This is a genomic window from Caproiciproducens sp., from assembly GCF_053840905.1.
Map to the genome: position 1 here is coordinate 249,862 of NZ_JBNLXQ010000001.1, position 19,209 is coordinate 269,070.

18 protein-coding genes and 1 tRNA gene are annotated in these 19,209 nt (G+C 54.2%); 15 read left to right on the forward strand and 4 right to left on the reverse strand.

Annotated elements, in window-relative coordinates; genetic code table 11:
* Positions 1–11: 11 nt before the first annotated feature.
* Positions 12–87, reverse strand: a tRNA-Ala gene (locus ACQGQ5_RS01275).
* A gap of 309 nt (positions 88–396) precedes the next feature.
* On the opposite strand from ACQGQ5_RS01275, the gene dhaS reads away from it, so the two are divergent.
* The 15 genes from dhaS to ACQGQ5_RS01350 all read left to right on the forward strand — a co-directional run bounded on the left by dhaS (position 397) and on the right by ACQGQ5_RS01350 (position 15,567).
* Positions 397–1,005, forward strand: a complete 609-nt coding sequence (dhaS, locus tag ACQGQ5_RS01280; protein WP_455734793.1) for a dihydroxyacetone kinase transcriptional activator DhaS — start codon at positions 397–399, stop codon at positions 1,003–1,005.
* Between the two features lie 83 nt (positions 1,006–1,088).
* The gene (locus ACQGQ5_RS01285; protein WP_455734794.1) at positions 1,089–2,051 is read left to right on the forward strand and encodes a glycosyltransferase family 2 protein; all 963 of its coding nucleotides are present in this window, start codon (positions 1,089–1,091) and stop codon (positions 2,049–2,051) included.
* 195 nt (positions 2,052–2,246) lie between these two features.
* Positions 2,247–3,593 carry a tRNA (N6-isopentenyl adenosine(37)-C2)-methylthiotransferase MiaB gene (gene miaB / locus ACQGQ5_RS01290; RefSeq protein WP_455734872.1) on the forward strand — a complete coding sequence of 449 codons (1,347 nt, stop codon included), beginning with the start codon at positions 2,247–2,249 and terminating at the stop codon, positions 3,591–3,593.
* Between the two features lie 67 nt (positions 3,594–3,660).
* Positions 3,661–4,068, forward strand: coding sequence for a YlbF family regulator (locus tag ACQGQ5_RS01295; protein WP_275717168.1), 408 nt, complete (start codon positions 3,661–3,663; stop codon positions 4,066–4,068).
* A 39-nt stretch (positions 4,069–4,107) separates the two neighbouring features.
* Positions 4,108–6,717 (forward strand): DNA mismatch repair protein MutS, encoded by a 2,610-nt coding sequence (gene mutS, locus ACQGQ5_RS01300; RefSeq protein WP_455734795.1) that lies wholly within the window; start codon positions 4,108–4,110, stop codon positions 6,715–6,717.
* A gap of 24 nt (positions 6,718–6,741) precedes the next feature.
* Positions 6,742–8,649: a DNA mismatch repair endonuclease MutL gene (mutL, locus tag ACQGQ5_RS01305; RefSeq protein WP_455734796.1), complete on the forward strand. Its 1,908-nt coding sequence runs from the start codon at positions 6,742–6,744 to the stop codon at positions 8,647–8,649.
* Positions 8,649–9,599: a tRNA (adenosine(37)-N6)-dimethylallyltransferase MiaA gene (gene miaA, locus ACQGQ5_RS01310; RefSeq protein ID WP_455734873.1), complete on the forward strand. Its 951-nt coding sequence runs from the start codon at positions 8,649–8,651 to the stop codon at positions 9,597–9,599. Before mutL ends, miaA begins: the two co-directional genes overlap by 1 nt.
* On the forward strand, positions 9,596–10,885 hold the full coding sequence (locus ACQGQ5_RS01315; RefSeq protein WP_455734797.1) for an HlyD family efflux transporter periplasmic adaptor subunit: 1,290 nt from the start codon (positions 9,596–9,598) through the stop codon (positions 10,883–10,885). The genes miaA and ACQGQ5_RS01315 overlap by 4 nt, the downstream gene beginning before the upstream one ends.
* Positions 10,863–11,600 carry a YggS family pyridoxal phosphate-dependent enzyme gene (locus ACQGQ5_RS01320; protein WP_455734798.1) on the forward strand — a complete coding sequence of 246 codons (738 nt, stop codon included), beginning with the start codon at positions 10,863–10,865 and terminating at the stop codon, positions 11,598–11,600. Before ACQGQ5_RS01315 ends, ACQGQ5_RS01320 begins: the two co-directional genes overlap by 23 nt.
* Positions 11,601–11,620: 20 nt before the next feature.
* On the forward strand, positions 11,621–12,097 hold the full coding sequence (locus ACQGQ5_RS01325; RefSeq protein WP_455734799.1) for a cell division protein SepF: 477 nt from the start codon (positions 11,621–11,623) through the stop codon (positions 12,095–12,097).
* On the forward strand, positions 12,097–12,852 hold the full coding sequence (locus ACQGQ5_RS01330; protein WP_455734800.1) for a YlmH/Sll1252 family protein: 756 nt from the start codon (positions 12,097–12,099) through the stop codon (positions 12,850–12,852). The genes ACQGQ5_RS01325 and ACQGQ5_RS01330 overlap by 1 nt, the downstream gene beginning before the upstream one ends.
* 14 nt (positions 12,853–12,866) lie before the next feature.
* Complete coding sequence (locus ACQGQ5_RS01335) at positions 12,867–13,628, forward strand: DivIVA domain-containing protein (protein WP_455734801.1); 762 nt, start codon at positions 12,867–12,869, stop codon at positions 13,626–13,628.
* Positions 13,629–13,734: 106 nt separating this feature from the next.
* Positions 13,735–14,214 carry a signal peptidase II gene (gene lspA / locus ACQGQ5_RS01340; protein WP_455734802.1) on the forward strand — a complete coding sequence of 160 codons (480 nt, stop codon included), beginning with the start codon at positions 13,735–13,737 and terminating at the stop codon, positions 14,212–14,214.
* 8 nt (positions 14,215–14,222) lie between these two features.
* On the forward strand, positions 14,223–15,134 hold the full coding sequence (locus tag ACQGQ5_RS01345) for an RluA family pseudouridine synthase (protein WP_455734803.1): 912 nt from the start codon (positions 14,223–14,225) through the stop codon (positions 15,132–15,134).
* A gap of 22 nt (positions 15,135–15,156) precedes the next feature.
* A complete protein-coding gene (locus ACQGQ5_RS01350) occupies positions 15,157–15,567 on the forward strand; it encodes a ComEA family DNA-binding protein (protein ID WP_455734804.1) in 411 nt (136 codons plus the stop codon).
* 161 nt (positions 15,568–15,728) lie between these two features.
* Here the strand turns inward: ACQGQ5_RS01350 and ACQGQ5_RS01355 are convergent, their stop codons facing one another.
* Genes ACQGQ5_RS01355 through ACQGQ5_RS01365 form a run of 3 tightly spaced genes read right to left on the reverse strand, consistent with a single transcriptional unit; the run spans position 15,729 to position 19,205 of the window.
* On the reverse strand, positions 15,729–15,962 hold the full coding sequence (locus tag ACQGQ5_RS01355; RefSeq protein WP_455734805.1) for a hypothetical protein: 234 nt from the start codon (positions 15,960–15,962) through the stop codon (positions 15,729–15,731).
* A 16-nt stretch (positions 15,963–15,978) separates the two neighbouring features.
* Positions 15,979–17,055: a 6-phosphofructokinase gene (locus ACQGQ5_RS01360; protein ID WP_455734806.1), complete on the reverse strand. Its 1,077-nt coding sequence runs from the start codon at positions 17,053–17,055 to the stop codon at positions 15,979–15,981.
* A 35-nt stretch (positions 17,056–17,090) separates the two neighbouring features.
* Positions 17,091–19,205 (reverse strand): RNA degradosome polyphosphate kinase, encoded by a 2,115-nt coding sequence (locus ACQGQ5_RS01365; protein ID WP_455734807.1) that lies wholly within the window; start codon positions 19,203–19,205, stop codon positions 17,091–17,093.
* Positions 19,206–19,209 lie beyond the last annotated feature (4 nt).

Consider the following 19,209-nt stretch of genomic DNA (forward strand, 5'->3'; position numbering starts at 1 on the left):
CTTATTGTTTTTGGTGGAGATAAGCGGGATCGAACCGCTGACCTCCTGCATGCCATGCAGGCGCTCTCCCAGCTGAGCTATACCCCCAAATATTGGAAAGCCCTTTATTGATGCGGCTTTCCGGGCTATTCGATTTTTCATTTGTTCCTGACTCTGAGGTGTTGCTTACCGGATGCACTGCGCTCCCAGCTGAGCTAATGCCCCATACATTATTTTAAAACAGCTTTGTTATAATATCATATTTTTTGGGAGAATGCAAGTACTATTGTAAAAAAAATGGATTCCTTACAGCCCTGTTGAAAAAAAACAATAATACTGGTAAAATGGAAACAAACCATTCGTCCGGGGTGAGGCCCTCCTACATAATCATCCCCATGTATTTCAGGAGAATAAACCATGTCTGATTCACTGATCACCAAAAAAGCGATTGCCGCTTCCATAAAGGAATTGATGATGAAAAGACCGCTCCAGAAAATATCGGTTGCCGATATTGTGGAACACTGCGGGATTAACCGTCAGACCTTTTATTATCATTTTAAGGACAAATATGATTTGGTGGACTGGATTTATTACAATGAGGTCGTTTCCGCCGTCACACAGCACAGATCGTTGGAGGAATGGAACAATGTTGTTCTTGACGTTCTGCAAACGATGAAGAGGGAGCAGTATTTTTATACGAATGCCCTCAGCGTCACCGGACAAAACGCTTTTCAGGACTATTTTTTCAATGTGACGAAGGACCTGATCGCCGAGATGCTGGATACTGTTTCACAGGGCGGCCAGATCGCCGCGGAGGACAAGGTTTTTATAGCGGAATTCTATTCCTACGGGCTTGTGGGCGTCGTTATCCAGTGGGCGCGCTGCGGCATGAAGCAGGAGCCGGAGGAAATTGTCCTGCGCCTGACGCATTTTATCGACGACAGCAAGCTTTACACGGCAGGACGCTATTTTCAGGAGCATCCGGCGGAGAAAAAAGAGAATATCACTGAAAGTAATTTGAATTAGGAACGGAGAACTGTCAGTTTTCATCTTTCCTATTCGCCGCAATATGATATACTGGTAACAGATTCAGTAAAGGAGGTTCGGTAATGCAGATTACAAAGCTTTCCATTATTGTTCCGGTGAGAAATGTTGAACAGGAAATATCGGGAGTATTGCGCTCGATCGCCGCGCAGGCGGCCGGGCTGGACGCGGAATTCATCGTAGTGGATATGGGCTCCGCGGACAAGACGGTCTGGGAAGCCGTTCAGCTGATCAAAGAGCTGAAGCTTCGTGGTTTTGTCATTCAGAACGGAGACGGAACCGTCGCCGCGGCTTTAAATACAGGAATACAGAAGTCCGGGGGAGATTATCTCACTTTTATTTTCGCCCGCAGACTGTACCGCGATTTTATCGGCGGATATCTGGAAACGGCTTTTCGCACCTCGGCGGATTTTGTATTCGGCAGTATCAGTGAGGAGGAAGCCCATGCCGCGGAACGCCGGCTGATCAGCAAGGCGATCCGTCAGGAAAGCGGCGCCCAATACCTGAAGGGCGTCCTCTGTCATTCGATCCATATCGATATCTCCGCGGTCATGCTCCGGCGCAGGTTTCTGCTGGACAGGCAGATTTATTTTTTCGACTCCTGCAGCCACGGATACGCGGAGGAGTTCGTTTTTCGCTGCCTGCTTTCCGCCGAGACGATCGCGCAGTCGCCGACGGTCATCAAACGGGATACCGTCTATGAATTAAAACGCGGCAAGCAGAAGCCGGTGGGGAAGAATATATTCCAGCATACCGACGCCATGCTCCGGATTTTTGATCTCATCAAAACCACCCGCCGGGACGACGCGGAGCTGATCCAGCTGTTTGAACACCAGAAGCTGCCTCTGACCGTCATGAACGGGGTGGACATCATGCTGAAAGAAGGCGCGGGCTATAACGCGGTGCGCGGCTATCTGCGCGCCGCCGGATACGACAAGCTGCTTTCGGCGGGCAGGAAGACGGACAGGGCGCTGAAACGCCGGCTCGCCGTCTGGCGCACCATTCCGTGGATGTATAAAGCGAAATAGGACTTCCTTTTGCCCTGCCGCCGCTTGCCCGGCGGCAGGGCTTTTGGTTCTTTTTTCTTGAAGTAACCAAAGCAACATGATATAATCAGTTATACCATACAACATAGGAGGGCTATCCTTTTGGCAGAAAAATTTCCGGCTCGGGAGCAGCCGGCGCGTTCCCAGGCTGAATTCATCAGCGACGTTTCTCAGATCATGGCGATCCGGGCGCGCGGCGCCGTCCCTATGGCGCTGGTGCACACTTACGGCTGTCAGCAGAATGTTGCGGACGGCGAGAAAATAAAGGGCCAGCTCGAGGAAATGGGTTTTTCCTTTACCGATCACGAAGATGAGGCGGACCTCATCATTTTTAATACCTGCGCGGTCCGCGAGCATGCGGAAGACAGGGTTTTCGGAAATGTGGGAGCGCTGAAAAATGTGAAACGGCGCAATCCTTCCCTGATTATCGCCCTCTGTGGCTGTATGATGGAGCAGGAGCATGTTGCCGAGCGGATCCGGAAGAGCTTTCCTTTCGTCAATCTGGTTTTCGGCACCCATGTGATCCATAAGCTTCCCGAGCTTTTATTTACCACGATTACGCAGGGCTCCCGTGTGTTTGCGCGCGGCGACGACAGCGAGGACAGGCAAATCGTCGAAGGTCTGCCGGTCCACCGCGACGGAAGCACGAAAGCATGGCTTACGGTCATGTATGGCTGCGATAATTTTTGCTCATACTGTGTTGTGCCCTATGTGCGCGGCAGGGAGCGCAGCCGTACCCCGGAGGCGATTCTGGAGGAGTTCAAGGGCCTTGTAAAGGCGGGGTACAAAGATATTACCCTTTTGGGGCAGAATGTCAATTCCTACGGCAAACATCTGGACAAACCGGTGAATTTTTCACAGCTTCTGAGATCGCTCGACGCGGTGGATGGCGATTACCGCATCCGTTTTATGACCTCGCACCCGAAGGACGCGACCCGTGAGCTGATTGACACGATCGCGCAGGGGCGGCATATCAGCCGTCACCTTCATCTTCCGTTCCAGTCGGGCAGCGACCGCGTGCTGAAAGAAATGAACCGCGGCTACACCCGTGAAAAATATCTCGATCTGATCCGTTACGCCAAGGAAAAGCTTCCGGATCTTTCTCTTACCTCCGACGTGATCGTCGGGTTTCCGGGCGAAACCTACGAGGAATTTCTCGACACCGTCAGCCTGATTCAGGAGGTGGAATTCACTTCGCTGTTTACCTTTATTTATTCCCCGCGCGTGGGGACAAGGGCGGCGAAGATGCCCGACCCGGTTCCCGCCAAGGAAAAGTCGAAATGGTTTGCGCAGCTTTGCGAAGCGCAGGAGCGGATCGCGGCGTCGCGCTGCGCCGGTATGGTCGGCACAGTCCAGCGTGTGCTGGTGGAAGAGCGCAATGAAAAGAACGGCCTTCTTTCCGGGCGGACCGACGGCAATATCGTTGTCGATTTCCCGGGGGACCAGGGCCTGATCGGCAGCTTTGCCGATGTAAGGATCACTTCCGCCCGCAACTGGATTTTAAACGGAGAGCTTCATCAATAAAGCAGGCGGACGATCAAATTTTCAACGTTTTATTCATCAATATAAATTATTATTAAGGAGTAACAAAATGGATATTATCAGTTTAGCGAGAGAAATCGGCAAAGAAATACAGAAGGACGAGCGTTATCTGAATATGCAGCTTGCAAAGCAGAACAGCGACGACGATCAGCAGCTGCAGGATCTGATCGGCGAGTTCAATCTCAAAAGAATGGCGATCAACAACGAAGCTCAGAAGCCGGAGCAGGATTCCGACAAAATGCAGGTGCTCAATCAGGAGCTGCGCCACGTCTACGCCCAGATCATGCAGAATCCGAATATGACGGCTTACAACAGGGCCAAGGAAGAAATGGATGCCCTGCTTCAGCGCGTCAGCGCCATTATCGGCCAGTCCGCCGACGGCGAGGACCCGGAGACCACCGATTACGTGGAATCCTCCTGCGGCGGCAACTGCTCCTCCTGCGGGGGCTGTCACTGATTCCCCATCAAGTCATGAATTGGAGATGAAACGCAGGTTATGGCAAATCTTTCACCAATGATGCAGCAATATTTTGAAATCAAAAAACAAAATCCCAATACAATCTTGTTTTTCCGCCTTGGTGATTTTTATGAAATGTTTTACGATGACGCCAAACTTGCATCGAAGGAACTGGAGCTGACGCTGACCGGGCGCGACTGCGGACAGGAAGAACGGGCGCCCATGTGCGGCGTACCCTTCCACAGCTATGAAAGCTATGTGGCGCGTCTGGTCGCGAAGGGCTATAAGGTCGCTATCTGCGAGCAGATGGAGGATCCCGCGCTGGCCAAAGGGCTGGTAAAACGCGATATCATCCGCGTGATTACGCCCGGCACGGTGCTGGAAAGCAGCATGCTGGACGAAGCGCGCAACAACTTTATCTGCTCGCTCTGCGCTGAGGGCGCGGGCGCGGGAATTTGCTTTGCGGATATTTCCACCGGAGAACTGCACGCGACCACGCTTTCCGGCGGCGACCTGACGGAGCAGATTAAAAACGAGCTCTCCCGCTATTCGCCGCGCGAAATCCTCGTCAATCAGAACACTCTCGAGCTGACCGGGCTTCCGAAGTTTATCAAGGAGCGGCTTTCCGCCAGTCTGGAACTGCTGGATAACGCGGAGTTTGAGGCGCAGAGCTGTTCTTTGCTGGTGCTGGATCAGTTTCATTCCAAAAGCCTTGCGGATCTGGAGCTTTCCGATAAAACGGAGATTGTGCAGGCCGTCGGCGCGCTGCTTTCCTACCTGAAGCGCACACAGCGCGTGGGCATCGAACGCATTAATGGGATAGACCTTTACACCGGCGCGCAGTATATGCATCTGGACTTGAACGCGCGGCGCAATCTGGAGCTTCTGGAAACGATGCGCAACAAGGAAAAACGCGGTTCGCTCCTGTGGGTGCTTGATAAAACGCGCACGGCGATGGGCAAGCGCCTGATCCGCAGCTGGATCGAGCAGCCGCTGTTGAGCCCGGTCCAGATCAACCGCCGTCTGAATGCGGTGGAGGAGCTGACGGGGGACGCTATTCTGCGCGACTCCGTCGCCGAACAGCTGACCGGAATCCACGATCTGGAACGCCTGATGTCCCGCATCGTGTACGGTTCCGCCAACGGCAGGGAGCTTCGTTCGCTGTCCTCCGCGATCACGCGGCTGCCCGCTTTGAAGACCCTGCTGAAAGATGTAAAGTCTAACCTCCTTACAGAGATTGAACAGCATATCGACGTTCTTGAAGATGTTTACCAGATAATCGACCGGGCGATTGTGGAAGAGCCTCCGTTTTCCATTCGGGAAGGCGGCATGATCCTGCCGGGCTACAGCGAGGAACTGGATCTTCTGAAAGGCGACATGAGCGACGGCCGGGGTATCATCGCCCAGATCGAGGCGCAGGAACGGGAAAAAACGGGGATCCCGAAGCTGAAAGTCGGGTACAACCGGGTATTCGGGTATTATATTGAGATCAGCAATTCCTATAAGGATCAGGCGCCCCCGGAATACATACGCAAACAGACCCTTACCAACTGCGAACGCTTTATTACCCCCGAGCTCAAGGAGCTGGAGGGAAAAATCCTCGGCGCGCACGAAAAGTCCGTACAGCTGGAATTCCAGCTTTTTGACGCCGTCCGCAGCAATGTAGCCGCGCAGCTTACCCGCGTACAGGCGACGGCCAACGCGATTGCAAGGCTCGACGTGCTGACTTCCTTTGCACAGGTTTCGGCGGAACATCATTATGTCCGCCCGATCGTCAATCTGGACGGGAAAATCATTCTCAGGGAAAGCCGCCATCCGGTCGTCGAGATTTTGCTCGATACTCCCTTCGTGCCGAACGACGTTACGCTCGACAGGAACGAAAACCGGGTCGCCATCATTACCGGCCCGAACATGGCCGGTAAATCCACCTATATGCGTCAGATCGCGCTGATCGTCATTATGGCCCAGATTGGCTGTTTTGTACCGGCTTCCTATGCGGAAATCGGGATTACGGACAGCATTTTCACCCGTGTGGGCGCTTCCGACGATCTGGCTTCCGGCCAGTCGACCTTTATGGTTGAGATGTCCGAGGTTGCGGACATCATTAAAAACGCCACCGGCAACAGTCTGCTGATTTTGGATGAAATCGGGCGGGGAACCTCGACCTTCGACGGGATGAGCATTGCCCGCGCCGTTCTGGAATATGTCGCCAACAAACAGCTTTTGGGCGCGAAGGCTCTTTTCGCTACCCATTATCACGAGCTGACGGAGCTGGAAGAGCTGATTGACGGCGTGAAAAATTACAATATCGCCGTAAAAAAACGCGGCGACGATATTACCTTCCTGCGCCGGATCGTGCGCGGCGGAGCAGACGACAGCTTCGGCATCGAAGTGGCCAAGCTTGCCGGCGTGCCGAATAAAATCGTGAACCGCGCAAAGCAGGTGCTGTCGGAGCTCGAAAGCGGGCAGCAGGTGACCATGCCGAAAAGGCGCGGGCATAAAGAAGAAACACAGGAAGACCTGCAGCTTGTGATCACTCCGCCGAACGAGACGGAAATTATGGACAGGCTCAAAAAGCTGGACGTCAACACCCTGACGCCCATTGAGTGCATGAATACGCTGTTTGAGCTGGCCACACTCGCAAAATAGGAACACAGAAAAAGGAGGCGTTTCATGAGTAAAATCAATGTATTGGACAAACATATCGCGGAATTGATCGCCGCCGGTGAGGTAGTGGAACGCCCTGCTTCCGTGATTAAGGAGCTGGTCGAAAATTCAATCGATGCCGGTGCGGCCTCTATTACCGTGGAAATAAAAAACGGCGGGATTACCTATATGCGGGTCACGGACAACGGCAGCGGGATTGCCCGCGACGATGTTGCGGTTGCCTTTCTGCGCCATGCCACCAGCAAGGTTCGCAGCCAGGACGATTTGGAGAGCATCTCCACCCTCGGCTTCCGCGGCGAGGCTCTGGCCTCCATCGCGGCTGTGGCCCGGGTGGAGCTTCTGACCGCGACGCGGGGCGAGCTGGCGGGGACGCGCTATGAAATCGACGGCGGGGTGGAACAGGCTTGTGAGGATGCGGGCTGCGCGCAGGGAACCACCCTTGTGGTGCGCGACCTTTTTTATAATACGCCTGCGCGCATGAAATTCCTGAAAAAGGATGTTACGGAGGCAAACGCCATCGCCGCGGTGATGGACAGACTGGCTCTTTCTCACCCGGAAATTTCGGTGCGGTTCATCCGTGATTCCCGCGAAACGCTGAACAGCCCCGGCGACGGCAAGCTGAAATCGGCCATATACGCTGTTTTCGGAAAGGAATTTACCGCGGGGCTGATTCCGGTGGAATACGAATTGAACGGTGTAAAGCTTTGGGGCTTCATCAGCAAACCTGCCTCGGCGCGTCCGAACCGGAGCATGCAGCATTTTTTTATCAACGGCCGCTACATCAAAAGCCGCACCGCGATGGTCGCTCTGGAAGAAGCGTTCAAAGGCTCGCTGATGGTGGGAAAGGTCCCTGCCTGCGTGCTTCATATAGGGATTTCCTATCAGGCGGTGGACGTCAATGTCCATCCCTCGAAAATAGAGGTTCGCTTTATCAATGAAAAACCGGTGTTTGACGCGGTTTACCACGGCGTCAAAACAGCCCTTCACCGCGGGGACACGCCAAACGTCATGTCCTTTCAAAAGCAGGAGACCGCGGTTTTCGAACAGCCGAAGGCCCCGGTTCAGATCCGGTTTTCCGCTCCCCCCGCGGCTGGGGCTGTGCAACCGCAGCCGGCCGTGCCGGTGATCCCGGCGGTTCGCCCCGCGGCGCCTTCCTACAGTTTCGCGGTCAGCGATTCACACAGGCCGACGTTCCATACGGATTTCGCGGCGGCAAATATTGAATTTACCGAGCCGTTTCCCGTGGTACGGGAAGATCAGGCGGCCGTACCTGCCGTCACGGAGCCCGTGGCCCCGGAGAATCCGGCGGTGCCGGAACCCGGACCGGCCGAACCTTCCGATTCTCCGGAACCGGAAAAGCTGGTGGGGGAAGCCTTTCATACTTATATTATTCTGGAGTGGGGGGACGAACTGGTCTTTATCGACAAGCATGCCGCCCATGAGCGGATGCTCTACGAAAAGCTCAGGGCGCAGGAAGGCCGGGCCGACCAGCAGATGCTTTTGGAGCCGGTCGCCGTTACCCTGGAGAAAAACGAGTACGCCGCGGTCATGGATTCCCTGGACATCTGCGCGGCGGCGGGATTTGAAATCGACGACTTCGGTTCCGGCACCGTGCTGGTCCGGAGCGTCCCGCTGATTCTCGGCGACGACGATATTGCGGGTACGGTGATGGAGATTGCGGGCTACCTGCAGTCGGCCAAAAACGATATCACGACGGAAAAGCTGGACTGGCTTTACCACAACGTCGCGTGCCGCGCGGCAGTAAAGGCGGGGGACCTGAGCTCGCCGACGGAGCTTGCCGCTCTCGCCAGGAGAATGGAAAGTGAGGATATCCGCTACTGCCCGCACGGGCGGCCGGTATCCATCGTGATGAAGAAAAAAGACCTGGAGCGCCAGTTTGGGCGGATACAATGATGAGCGGGAAAGATAAAATCCCGGTTGCGGCGGTCGTCGGCCCGACCGCTTCCGGCAAAAGCCGCCTTGCTACGGAGCTTGCGCTCCGCAGGAACGGCGAGGTGATTTCAGCCGATTCGATGCAGATTTACAAAGGAATGAATATCGGCACGGCCAAGCCGACGGCGGAAGAAATGCGCGGCGTGCCGCATCATCTGATCGATTTCGCGCCGCTTACCCAGCCGTTCAGTGTGGCGGACTATGTTTCGCTTGCTTCGGAATGCATTTCGGAGGTGCGCGCGCGCGGCAGGCTGCCGGTCATTGCGGGGGGAACCGGGCTTTATATCCGCTCCCTCCTGCAAAATATAAGGTTTACCGAGAACGATAAGGACGAAGCGCTGAGAAAGGCGCTTGCCGAAAAGGCCGAAAAGCTGGGCGTGCAGACGCTGATCGACGAGCTGCGCAGCTTTGATCCCGCGTCTGCGCAGCGGATTCATCCGAACAATCTCAGCCGTGTAATCCGCGCCATTGAGATTTACCGCACGACCGGCGTCACGATGACCGAACAGCTCGAGCTGTCAAGGCAAACGCCTTCCCCATACGATGCGCGCATCATCGGCCTCGATTTTCAGGACCGTCAGAAGCTCTACGACAGGATCAATCTGCGGGTGGACCGGATGATGCAGGACGGGCTGCTGGCGGAAGCGGAAGAAATTCTGGACCGGCCCGGCGCTCGGACCGCGCTGCAGGCGATCGGCTACAAGGAGCTTTTGCCGTACTTCCGCTCGGAGTGCTCTCTGGACGAGGCGGTCGGGTCCATCAAGCGGGAAAGCCGCCGGTACGCCAAACGCCAGCTCACCTGGTTCCGCCGCGACGAAAACATCCGTTGGATTATGGTGGATGAATACGCGGATTTTGACGGAGTGATCCAACAGGCATTCCGGATCATCGATCGGAAAGGATGGGAATGATGAATAGTCCGCTGCTGAGAAGAATCGCATCGGCTGTCGTAGCCATCCTTCTGTTTATTTATATGGGATATCAGATTTATAACTCCCATTACGCAAAAGTCCAGACGGAAACGGCGTCCTACGCCAGCGCGGCGGACACCGTACAGGTGACCGGCACCGCCGTCAGGAAAGAAAAACTGATGAACACCAAAGTCAACGGCGTGATCACTTACAGCGTCAGCGACGGGGGAAAGGTAGCAAAGGGCGGCACGGTCGCGAAGATTTACCCGAATGAGCAGAGCGCCGCGGCCCAGCAGCAGATTGCCGACCTCGATTACCAGATTTCCAAGCTGCAGAAGCTCAGCACGCCGGGGGACACTTATGCTGCCAGCATCGGTTCCATCGGCTCCCAGATCAACCTGAAGCTGGTGGATTTGCTGGACTGCATCCAGTCCGGCGAATATACCGAGCTGACGAACAGCCGCGAAGATTTGCTCTACCTGATCAACGAGCGCCAGATCGTAACGGATAAGACGGCGAATTTCAACGCCAGAATCAACGCGCTGAAAGCGGAGCGCGAGACGCTGGCCAAATCCAACAGCGCGGCGACCGGCGCTGTTACCGCCCCGGCGTCGGGCTATTTTATCAGCTCCGCGGACGGCTATGAATCGGTTTACGACTATGACAAGCTGTTAACCATTACACCTGCGGAATTCAAGGAAAAGCAAAAGGAAAAGCCGGCGGAGCAAAACGGCTCCGCGGGGAAGATCTGTGAGGATTACGACTGGTATTTCGCCTGTCTGGCGGCGGCGGACAAAGCGTCCAAGTTCAAGGAAGGCGCCGCCGTATCTATTCAGTTTCCGTTTGCCTCCAATCAGACCGTCCCGGCGACGGTCGCCGCGGTGAACCAGAAGGACAAAGACACCGAAGCGGTCGTTATTCTGCAGAGCAGCAGCATGAATTCTTCGCTGGCGCTGATCCGCAACGCCACGGCGCAGATTCAGATCGAAAAATACACGGGAATCCGTGTGAGCCAGAAAGCGATTCATTTTGCCAGGGTGACGAAAACGGGAAAAGACAGCGACGGCAAGGCAACTTCGGTTACCAAAGAAGTCAAGGGCGTGTATGTCATGCACGGCAGTGAAATAGAGTTCAGGCAGATTTTTCCGCTGTTCAGCACGGGGAATTACGCCATCTGCCGGACCGATCCGCCGAAGGAGGACCTGATGACCGATTCAACCGTAAAGCTGTTTGATGAAGTAGTTGTGGAAGGGACTGATTTATATGATGGAAAAGTCGTCAAATGATTTTGACCGCCGGTTTTCGGATCTGGAAGAAAATCTGAAGGTGATCCGCAGCAATATAGCTGACGCCGCCGTAAAGTCGGGACGCCGTCCGCAGGATATCACGCTTCTTGCGGCCACGAAAACCGTTCCGGTGGAAGTGATCAACCACGGGATCGCACTCGGCATCGACCATATCGGTGAAAATAAAGTGCAGGAGCTTTGCGAAAAGTACGGCGCCTATTCGCTTTCCCGGTGCGAGCTTCAGTTTATCGGGCACTTACAGACCAATAAGGTGAGAAATATAGTGGGGAAGGTCTCTATGATCCAGTCGGTAGACAGCGTTAAGCTGGCAAAGGAAATTTCCCGCCTTTCGCTTGCCGGGGACCTTACGGCCGATATTCTGATCGAGGTCAATATCGGGAGCGAGCCCAACAAATCGGGGGTGCTGCCGCCGGAGCTGGACGGCCTGATCGGGCAGATTTCGCTTTTGCCGGCGATCCATATCCGCGGTTTGATGGCAATTCCGCCCGCAGACGCGGACAGCGGCGAAACGCAGGGATATTTTTCAAAGATGTTCCAACATTTTATTGACATCAGGGATAAAAAAATAGATAATGTTAATATGGATTACTTGTCCATGGGCATGTCGTCCGATTATTCCCAGGCAATCTTATCGGGAGCCAATATGGTTAGAATTGGTTCTGCTCTGTTTGGCCCAAGAATATACAATCAATAATCATTACAGGAGGCTTAGCGATGGCAGGAATTGTAGAAAAAATCAAAGATATGTGGAACCCGCCGGAAGACGAGTACGACTACGATTATGACGGTGTCCAGCAGGAGGAAATTTCCTCCCGCCAGAACGAGGAAGCCGAAATCCGCGAACGCGATACCATTAAGCGCGCGCCCGTGCAGAACAACGGAAACAAGGTCGTCAATATCCATGCGACCGCTCAGCTGCAGGTCGTTCTGTTTAAGCCGGAGCGCTTCGGCGAAGAGACCTGCGCAGTGGCGGACGAGCTTTTGAAAATGCATACGGTGGTTTTAAACCTTGAAAATACAAACAAGGATATTTCCCGCCGTATTATTGATTTTCTGAGCGGCGTCGCTTACGCGAACGGCGGAAAGATCAAGAGGGTCGCCACAAGCACCTTCATTATCACGCCCTATAACGTTGACCTGACGGGTGACGACGTTTTAGATGAGCTGGAAAACAACGGTGTTTATTTTTAATGGAGAAACAGTCGGCCGACGCAATTTTTGAAGCAAAACTTTGCGACGCCGTACGTCTGGCACAAAGCGGAGCGAAGCCCCGCTTTGTGGGCTTTTTAGACGAGCGCCAGGCGCTTGCGGCACAGAAAATCATGAATCGTCTTTCCTTTAAAAACTATATGCTCTGGGGCGGATACGACGGTTCGGAGCGTGTAGTTTTTGGCGCATTTCCAGACTTTGCACAGCCGGATGCCGAATCGTTTCCCATTGCCGCGGTTACCGCAAGCTATCGTGCCTGCGACACGCTTACCCACCGCGACTTTCTCGGCGCTCTCCTTGCAAACGGGCTCCAGCGTGAAACGCTCGGGGATATCCTTGCGGAGGAGGGCCGCTGCGTGATTTTTTCCCGCGGCGAGGTAACCGATTATCTTTTGTCCCAGACGCAGAAAATCGGCAGAGTGGGTGTCCGTCTGAAGAAAGGCGCCGTACTTCCGCTGCCGGTCGGCAGGAACTTTGAAGATTTTTCCGCGGTTGTCGCTTCCGCGCGGCTGGACTGTATTGTCGCGGCCGCCATCGGCACAAGCAGGGAAAAGTCATCAGAGATGATTCGCGCCGGGCTGGTGATGCTGAACCATGAAGTGAACACTTCGGTGTCGGCGGCTGTCGCGCCGGACAGCAAACTCTCCATCAGGGGAAAGGGCCGCTTTGTTCTTGACCGCCTTGGGCCCGTCACAAAAAAAGGCAGATTGAGTATCGCAGGCAGGAAATATATTTAACGGAGGGCTCGAACATGCTATCAATGAACGACATTATTAACGCCAGTTTCAGAAAATCCGGTTTTTCCGGGTACCGTACCGACGATGTGGATCAATTCATCGATCAGGTAAAGGAATCCTATGACGCGCTCCTCAAAAAAGACCTGGAGCAAAAAGAAGCGTATGAAAGGCTGAAAGCGGAAAACGAGCAGCTTCTTGAAAAAATGAAAATATTGGCTGCAAAAGTGGAAGACTACCGTTCGGAAGAGGATGAGATCAAAAATGCCCTTGTCAGCGCCCAGAAGCTGGGCGACGCTTCCATCCGCGAATCCCGCCACAAGGCCGAAATCATTGTAAAGGACGCCAACATCAAGGCGGAGCGGATCGTTTCCGGCGCCAAACAGAGCGTGATCGAACAGCAAAAGGAAATGGAACGCCTTCAGCAGACTGTTTCGGATTTCCGTTCCAAGCTGCTGGGCCTTTATAAAGAGCACCTTACCCTAATCGACGCTTTGCCGTCGCAGAAGCCCGAAGCAGCGCCCGCGCAGAATGCGGAGGTTTTGGTACCGGAGCCGGTTTCTCCGGTCCCCGCGCCCGAGGAAGAGGCTCAGCCTTTGGAGGAACCGGTTCCTTCTGAAAAACAGGACCGCCTGTTTAACACCGAGGTCTCCAATTTTGACGAGGACGATTTTTCGCCGGAGGAGAAGCCGCAGCATTTCAGCTCCGTTCCATTCAGCGATGAGGATGGAACCGCTGGCGGCGGGGATTCTTCCGAAGGCGTCTACGACCGTCATTAAAAATGCTCCCTGCCGTTGCGCGTGAGCTTTTCAATAACTGCAAAAAGGGCGGGCTGTCTGGTTCGCCCTTTTCCAATCATCATACCATACAAAAGGAGAGATTCCGTTGGCAATTATTGCACTATTGCTTGCAGCGGCGGCTGTCGCAATCGATCAGATCCTCAAGCTGCTGGTTACGTCCAATTTGCAGCCCAACAGCGGCTTTCATGTGATCAATGGCTTTTTAAAAATCTTTTATATCCAGAACCGGGGGGCGGCGTTCGGAATGCTGCAGAACCAGCGCTGGCTTTTTGTTGTGGTGACTCTGACCATTTCCGCCGTCATCATTTACGCCCTGTTCCAATACAGGCAGCATAATTTCTTTTCCTATGCGGCCGGTACGCTGATTATCGGCGGGGGAATCGGGAACCTGATCGACCGGATGATGTATGGCTATGTCGTCGATTATATTTCTGTCAGCTTTTTTCCTCCGATTTTTAATTTTGCCGATTGCTGCGTAACGGTCGGAACGGTATTTTTAATGATTCATATCCTGTTTTTTTCCGATTTAAACAGCAGCGCGGAAAAGGTTATCCGTACAAAATAATGCGGAAGATGATTCAAATTGAGATTCAGCCGGAAGATTCCGGTACCCGGCTGGACAAGCTTGTCAGTGAAAAGACGGAAAATATGACGCGCTCCGCGGCGGAAAAGCTGATTGAGCGGGGCAACGCGACCCTGAACGGAAAACCCCTTACGAAAAGCTACCGGGGTACGGCTGGCGACCGCATTGACCTCGTTGTTCCCGAGCCGGAAAAGCTGGATGTCCGGCCGGAAGAAATTCCCCTGGAAATCCTGTATGAGGACGCGGATTTACTGGTCGTCAATAAGCCGAAGGGGATGGTGGTGCACCCGGCCGCCGGCAACCACACCGGCACGCTGGTCAACGCCCTTCTGGCGCACTGCGGCGATTCGCTTTCCGGAATCAACGGGGTCGTCCGGCCCGGCATCGTTCACCGCATAGACAAGGATACAAGCGGTCTGCTGATTGTGGCGAAAAACGATTTCGCCCATCGGAACCTGGCAGAGCAGATAAAGGCGCACAGCTTTACGCGCCTCTATGAGGCTGTTGTCCACGGAAGCCTGAAGGAGGATGACGGGACGATTGACGCGCCTATCGGCAGGCACCCGCTCCACAGGAAGATGATGGCGGTGACCGAAAAGAACTCCCGCAATGCCGTTACGCATTATCATGTTCTTGCGCGGTACGACGGGTTTACCCATGTACAGTGCCGGCTGGAAACGGGGCGTACCCATCAGATCCGGGTGCATATGGCGTACATTGGGCATCCGGTTGCGGGGGATGTGGTTTACGGTCCGAAGAAACCCGTTCCGAATCTGGACGGCCAGTGCCTGCACGCTAAGGTGATCGGATTCCTTCATCCGCGTGACGGCCGATACATGGAAATTACCAGCGAGCTTCCGGCTTACTTTGTTCAGTTTCTGAAAAAGTTAAAGCGGGATTAGCGCTGGATAAGGTGGCTTCAGCATGGACGATGAAACTCTGCATGTGCGGTATCTCATGGTGATCGCGGCGGTACTGTTCGCCCTCATCATCGGGTATAACGCGTTTTATGTGCCCGAAGTTTCTCTTTCCGACCTTGTTGTCACAACGGACGCTTCTTCGTCGGCCGACGAGACGTATATCCCGAAAACCGGATCGGAAGCCCCCTCCTCCGTGGGCGGAACCCCGGCGGTCAACGGAAAAATCAATGTCAATACCGCCACCGTTCAGCAGATAAGCGACGGCCTTGACGGAATCGGCGACGTGATCGCGAAGCGGATTGTGGATTACCGGGAAAAAAACGGTCCTTTTAAAAGCGTAGAGGAAATCAGGAAGGTCAGCGGCATCGGCGAAAAAACGTTCGCGGGGCTCAAAGACCATATTACGGTATCATAAAAAACAATCTACAGCGTTTCCGGTTGATCTGCAATAAGGTTGTGTCACTCCCCCGCCGAAGGCGGGGGAGTGACATGTTTTATCTCGCAAACTGAAATGGAATTGCTGTGAAACAGGCATCCGACGGCTCAGCCGTCGGATGCCTGTTTCAGGAAGGTAAGTTATCCGTTTTTCTGTTCGCGGTCCGTCTTTTCCGCCGTGTGATTCTTCCTGTAAAGCCGCGCGGCTTTTTCAATTTCAGGCAATGATTTCTGAACCGTATTGGTACAGCGGACAATTTTGATAAAAGCGCAGATGTTCAGTACGGCCGTAAATGCCGCCATGGCGGCGGAAATCGCGCCGACCATCATGGTAACCGCCACGAAGGCGGGTTTCCTGTTTTTGCTCGGTTTCATAATATTACCCTCTTTCTCAATCGCCGAAGCTGATGCCGATGTCCCGCGCGGTCTGAATGATCTCGCAGTCTGTCGGGACGCCCTTCAGCTTTCCAGCGACCTCATTCAACGGAACGGGAACGATGCTTCCGTTTTGCAGAGCCACCATATTTCCGTATTTTTTATCGGAGATGAGTTTCGCCGCCGCGGTGCCGAACCGAGTCGCCAGAAGCCTGTCGTAGGGACAGGGGCTTCCGCCGCGCTGAAAATGCCCCGGAACCGTCACGCGGATTTCCTGGCCGGTCCTCTCGCTGATTTCCCTTGTAAGACGGTAGGAAATGGAGGGATAAGACATCCCGGCCCTCGACGCTTTGAACTCTTTTTTATTCATCTTTGCTTCCTGCTGGGAGATCACGCCCTCCGCTACGGCAAGAATGGAAAAGCGCTTTCCGTGTTTATTGCGCTGCTCCAGCGTTTGGGCGATACTGTCAATGCTGTAAGGGATTTCCGGCAGGAGGATCACGTCCGCCCCGCCCGCAATGCCCGAGTGCAGGGTCAGCCATCCCGCTTTGTGGCCCATGATTTCCACAATGAACACCCGGCCGTGGGAGGTCGCGGTGGTGTGGATGCAGTCCAGCACGTTTGTCGCGATTTCCATTGCGCTGCTGAATCCGAACGTCATATCGGTGCCCCAGACGTCGTTGTCGATGGTCTTCGGGAGGGTGACAATATTCAGCCCTTCTTCGCTCAGCAGGTTGGCGGTTTTATGAGTTCCGTTTCCGCCCAGAATCACCAGGCAGTCCAGCTTCATTTTTTTATAGTTGTCCTTCATGCATTTGACTTTGTCAACGCTGTTTTCGTCCACCACGCGCATCAGCTTGAAGGGCTGGCGGGAAGTGCCCAGAATGGTGCCGCCAAGGGTCAGAATACCCGAAAAATCGTCCGGCTTCATGTGTTTGTAGCTGCCCTCGATCAAACCGCGGTATCCGTCGTTGATTCCGTAGATCTCGACGTTTTCCTTGAATTCGACATAAAGCGCTTTTGCGGCGCCGCGGATCGCCGCGTTCAGTCCCTGACAGTCCCCGCCGCTTGTTAAAATTCCGATTCTTTTCATACGTTTCCTCTTTTCCCGATTCCTTTATCTTTCCATTATCTGAGTTCCGCACTGTAAATTGGGCGGAATGGTTTATTGCCGTCCTGTTCCATAAATTTGTTTACCGCCGCCTGCGCCAGACGGGAAAATTCAATCTGGCAATTGCAGGGGGCCTTTCCGCGCTTGTCGATATGGGCGTACACCGTGTCGGGCTGCATGATCCGGGCGTTGATATTGTCGCTCAGCATCAGGTCCAGGATCGCGAACGCCCGCTGCCGCAGGTCCTCTTCCTCAATCGGAAAGATCAGCTCCACACGCCGGTCAAGGTTGCGCTGCATCCAGTCCGCGCTTCCCATATAGATTTTTGGGCTGCCCCCGTTTTCAAAGCGGAAAATGCGGCTGTGCTCCAAAAGCTGGCCGACGATGCTGTAGACCGTAATATTTTCGCTGGTTCCCGGCAGCCCGGGAATCAGGCAGCAGATGCCGCGCACCAGCAGCCGTACCCGAACGTTTGCCTGGGAGGCTTGGTACAGCAGCTCGATAATATCGGGGTCGACAAGGGAATTTACCTTTGCCGTGATCCCGCAGGGCAGGCCCTGGCGGGCGTTCTCGATCTCTTTTTCGATCATCCGCCGGAAAAAGCTTCTCATGCCGTGCGGCGCAACCACGAACCGGTTGTACTCCGGCGGGCGGGAATACCCGGTCAGCACGTTAAACAGGGAAGAAGCGTCCGTCCCGTACGGCTCCTTGCAGGTAAAGACGCCGATATCGGTATAAATTCTCGCGGTCGAATCGTTGTAATTTCCCGTTCCCATATGAAGGTACCGACGAATGCCGTCCTCATCGCGGCGGACGACCAGCAGAATTTTGCAGTGGGTCTTTAGCCCGGCCAGACCGTAAATGACATGGCACCCGGCTTCCTCCAGCTTTTTTGCCCAGAGAATGTTGTTTTCTTCGTCAAACCGCGCTTTCAGCTCCACCAGTACGGTGACCTGTTTGCCGTTTTCCGCCGCGGTAATCAGCGCCGCCACAATCGGGGAATGTCCGCTGACGCGGTAAAGGGTTTGTTTGATTGCCAGCACGTTTTCGTCCTCCGCCGCCCTGCGCACGAAATCGACCACGATGTCAAAGCTTTCATACGGATGGTGAACCATTCTGTCCTTTTCGCGGATGGCCTCGAAAATATCGTCGTAGCCCCAGAAATCGGCGGGCGGATAGACCGGCTCGATCGGTTGAAAGCACAGGCTTTTAAATTCCGGAATAGAGGCGAATTTCGAGAAAAAGGTCAGGTCAAGCGGACCGGGCAGCTCATAAATTTCATCTTCGCCGACGTCGAGCATGTCGATCAGGAATTTCCGCGTCTCAGGGTCGCACTTCTGCAGCAGCTCCAGCCGCACGGGCTTGCCGCGCTTGCGCTTTTTAATGGATTTCTGTATTTCGATCAGCAGGTCCTCCGACTCCTCGTCAATGTCCAGATCCGAATTGCGGGTCATGCGGAACGGGCAGGCGGACTGGATATCGCTGAGCTCGAACAGCGCTTCCAATTTATAGATGATGACGTTTTCCAGAAGGACATAGGTTTTGCCGCGGTCACAGGGGACTTCCAGAAATCGGGACAGGATCGACGGCACCTGTACGACGGCGAAATAGGAGTCCTCCTCACCCTTGAGCCGTACCGCGATGTTCAGGCTTTTATTTGCAAGCAGCGGAAACGGGCGGCTTGTGTCCACCGCGAGCGGCGTCAGCACGGGGAAGAGCACTTTATCAAAGTAATCGGAAATAAAATGCAGCTGATCGGGGCTCATTTCCTCAGGAGGGATAAAGCTGATATCGCTTTTTCTCATTGTCGGCAGAATAGAGCGGTGCAGGCAGGAATACTGCTTTTCCGTAAAAGCGTGGATTTTTTTGGAAAGCAGGGGCAAAAGCTGTTTTGGCGTCAGACCGGAGGGGTCCTCGCCCCGATAATCCGAATTCACCTGCTCTTTTACGCCCGCTACGCGCACCATAAAGAATTCATCCAGATTGGAAGCGGTAATCGCCAGAAAACGGATCCGTTCCATCATCGGATTTTCCCGTTCGAAAGCCTCTTCCAGCACCCGGCCGTTAAAATCCATCCAGCTCAGTTCACGGTTGATATAGGGAATTTTTGTTTTTTTCATTTTCTCGTTCATGATC

Bases quoted from the DNA above. Each gene is read 5' to 3' on its own strand.
- dhaS (WP_455734793.1), top strand. From the start codon at position 397: ATGTCTGATTCACTGATCACCAAAAAAGCGATTGCCGCTTCCATAAAG.
- ACQGQ5_RS01285 (WP_455734794.1), top strand. From the start codon at position 1,089: ATGCAGATTACAAAGCTTTCCATTATTGTTCCGGTGAGAAATGTTGAA.
- miaB (WP_455734872.1), top strand. From the start codon at position 2,247: ATGGCGATCCGGGCGCGCGGCGCCGTCCCTATGGCGCTGGTGCACACT.
- ACQGQ5_RS01295 (WP_275717168.1), top strand. From the start codon at position 3,661: ATGGATATTATCAGTTTAGCGAGAGAAATCGGCAAAGAAATACAGAAG.
- mutS (WP_455734795.1), top strand. From the start codon at position 4,108: ATGGCAAATCTTTCACCAATGATGCAGCAATATTTTGAAATCAAAAAA.
- mutL (WP_455734796.1), top strand. From the start codon at position 6,742: ATGAGTAAAATCAATGTATTGGACAAACATATCGCGGAATTGATCGCC.
- miaA (WP_455734873.1), top strand. From the start codon at position 8,649: ATGAGCGGGAAAGATAAAATCCCGGTTGCGGCGGTCGTCGGCCCGACC.
- ACQGQ5_RS01315 (WP_455734797.1), top strand. From the start codon at position 9,596: ATGATGAATAGTCCGCTGCTGAGAAGAATCGCATCGGCTGTCGTAGCC.
- ACQGQ5_RS01320 (WP_455734798.1), top strand. From the start codon at position 10,863: ATGATGGAAAAGTCGTCAAATGATTTTGACCGCCGGTTTTCGGATCTG.
- ACQGQ5_RS01325 (WP_455734799.1), top strand. From the start codon at position 11,621: ATGGCAGGAATTGTAGAAAAAATCAAAGATATGTGGAACCCGCCGGAA.
- ACQGQ5_RS01330 (WP_455734800.1), top strand. From the start codon at position 12,097: ATGGAGAAACAGTCGGCCGACGCAATTTTTGAAGCAAAACTTTGCGAC.
- ACQGQ5_RS01335 (WP_455734801.1), top strand. From the start codon at position 12,867: ATGCTATCAATGAACGACATTATTAACGCCAGTTTCAGAAAATCCGGT.
- ACQGQ5_RS01345 (WP_455734803.1), top strand. From the start codon at position 14,223: ATGATTCAAATTGAGATTCAGCCGGAAGATTCCGGTACCCGGCTGGAC.
- ACQGQ5_RS01350 (WP_455734804.1), top strand. From the start codon at position 15,157: ATGGACGATGAAACTCTGCATGTGCGGTATCTCATGGTGATCGCGGCG.
- ACQGQ5_RS01355 (WP_455734805.1), bottom strand. From the start codon at position 15,962: ATGAAACCGAGCAAAAACAGGAAACCCGCCTTCGTGGCGGTTACCATG.
- ACQGQ5_RS01360 (WP_455734806.1), bottom strand. From the start codon at position 17,055: ATGAAAAGAATCGGAATTTTAACAAGCGGCGGGGACTGTCAGGGACTG.
- ACQGQ5_RS01365 (WP_455734807.1), bottom strand. From the start codon at position 19,205: ATGAACGAGAAAATGAAAAAAACAAAAATTCCCTATATCAACCGTGAA.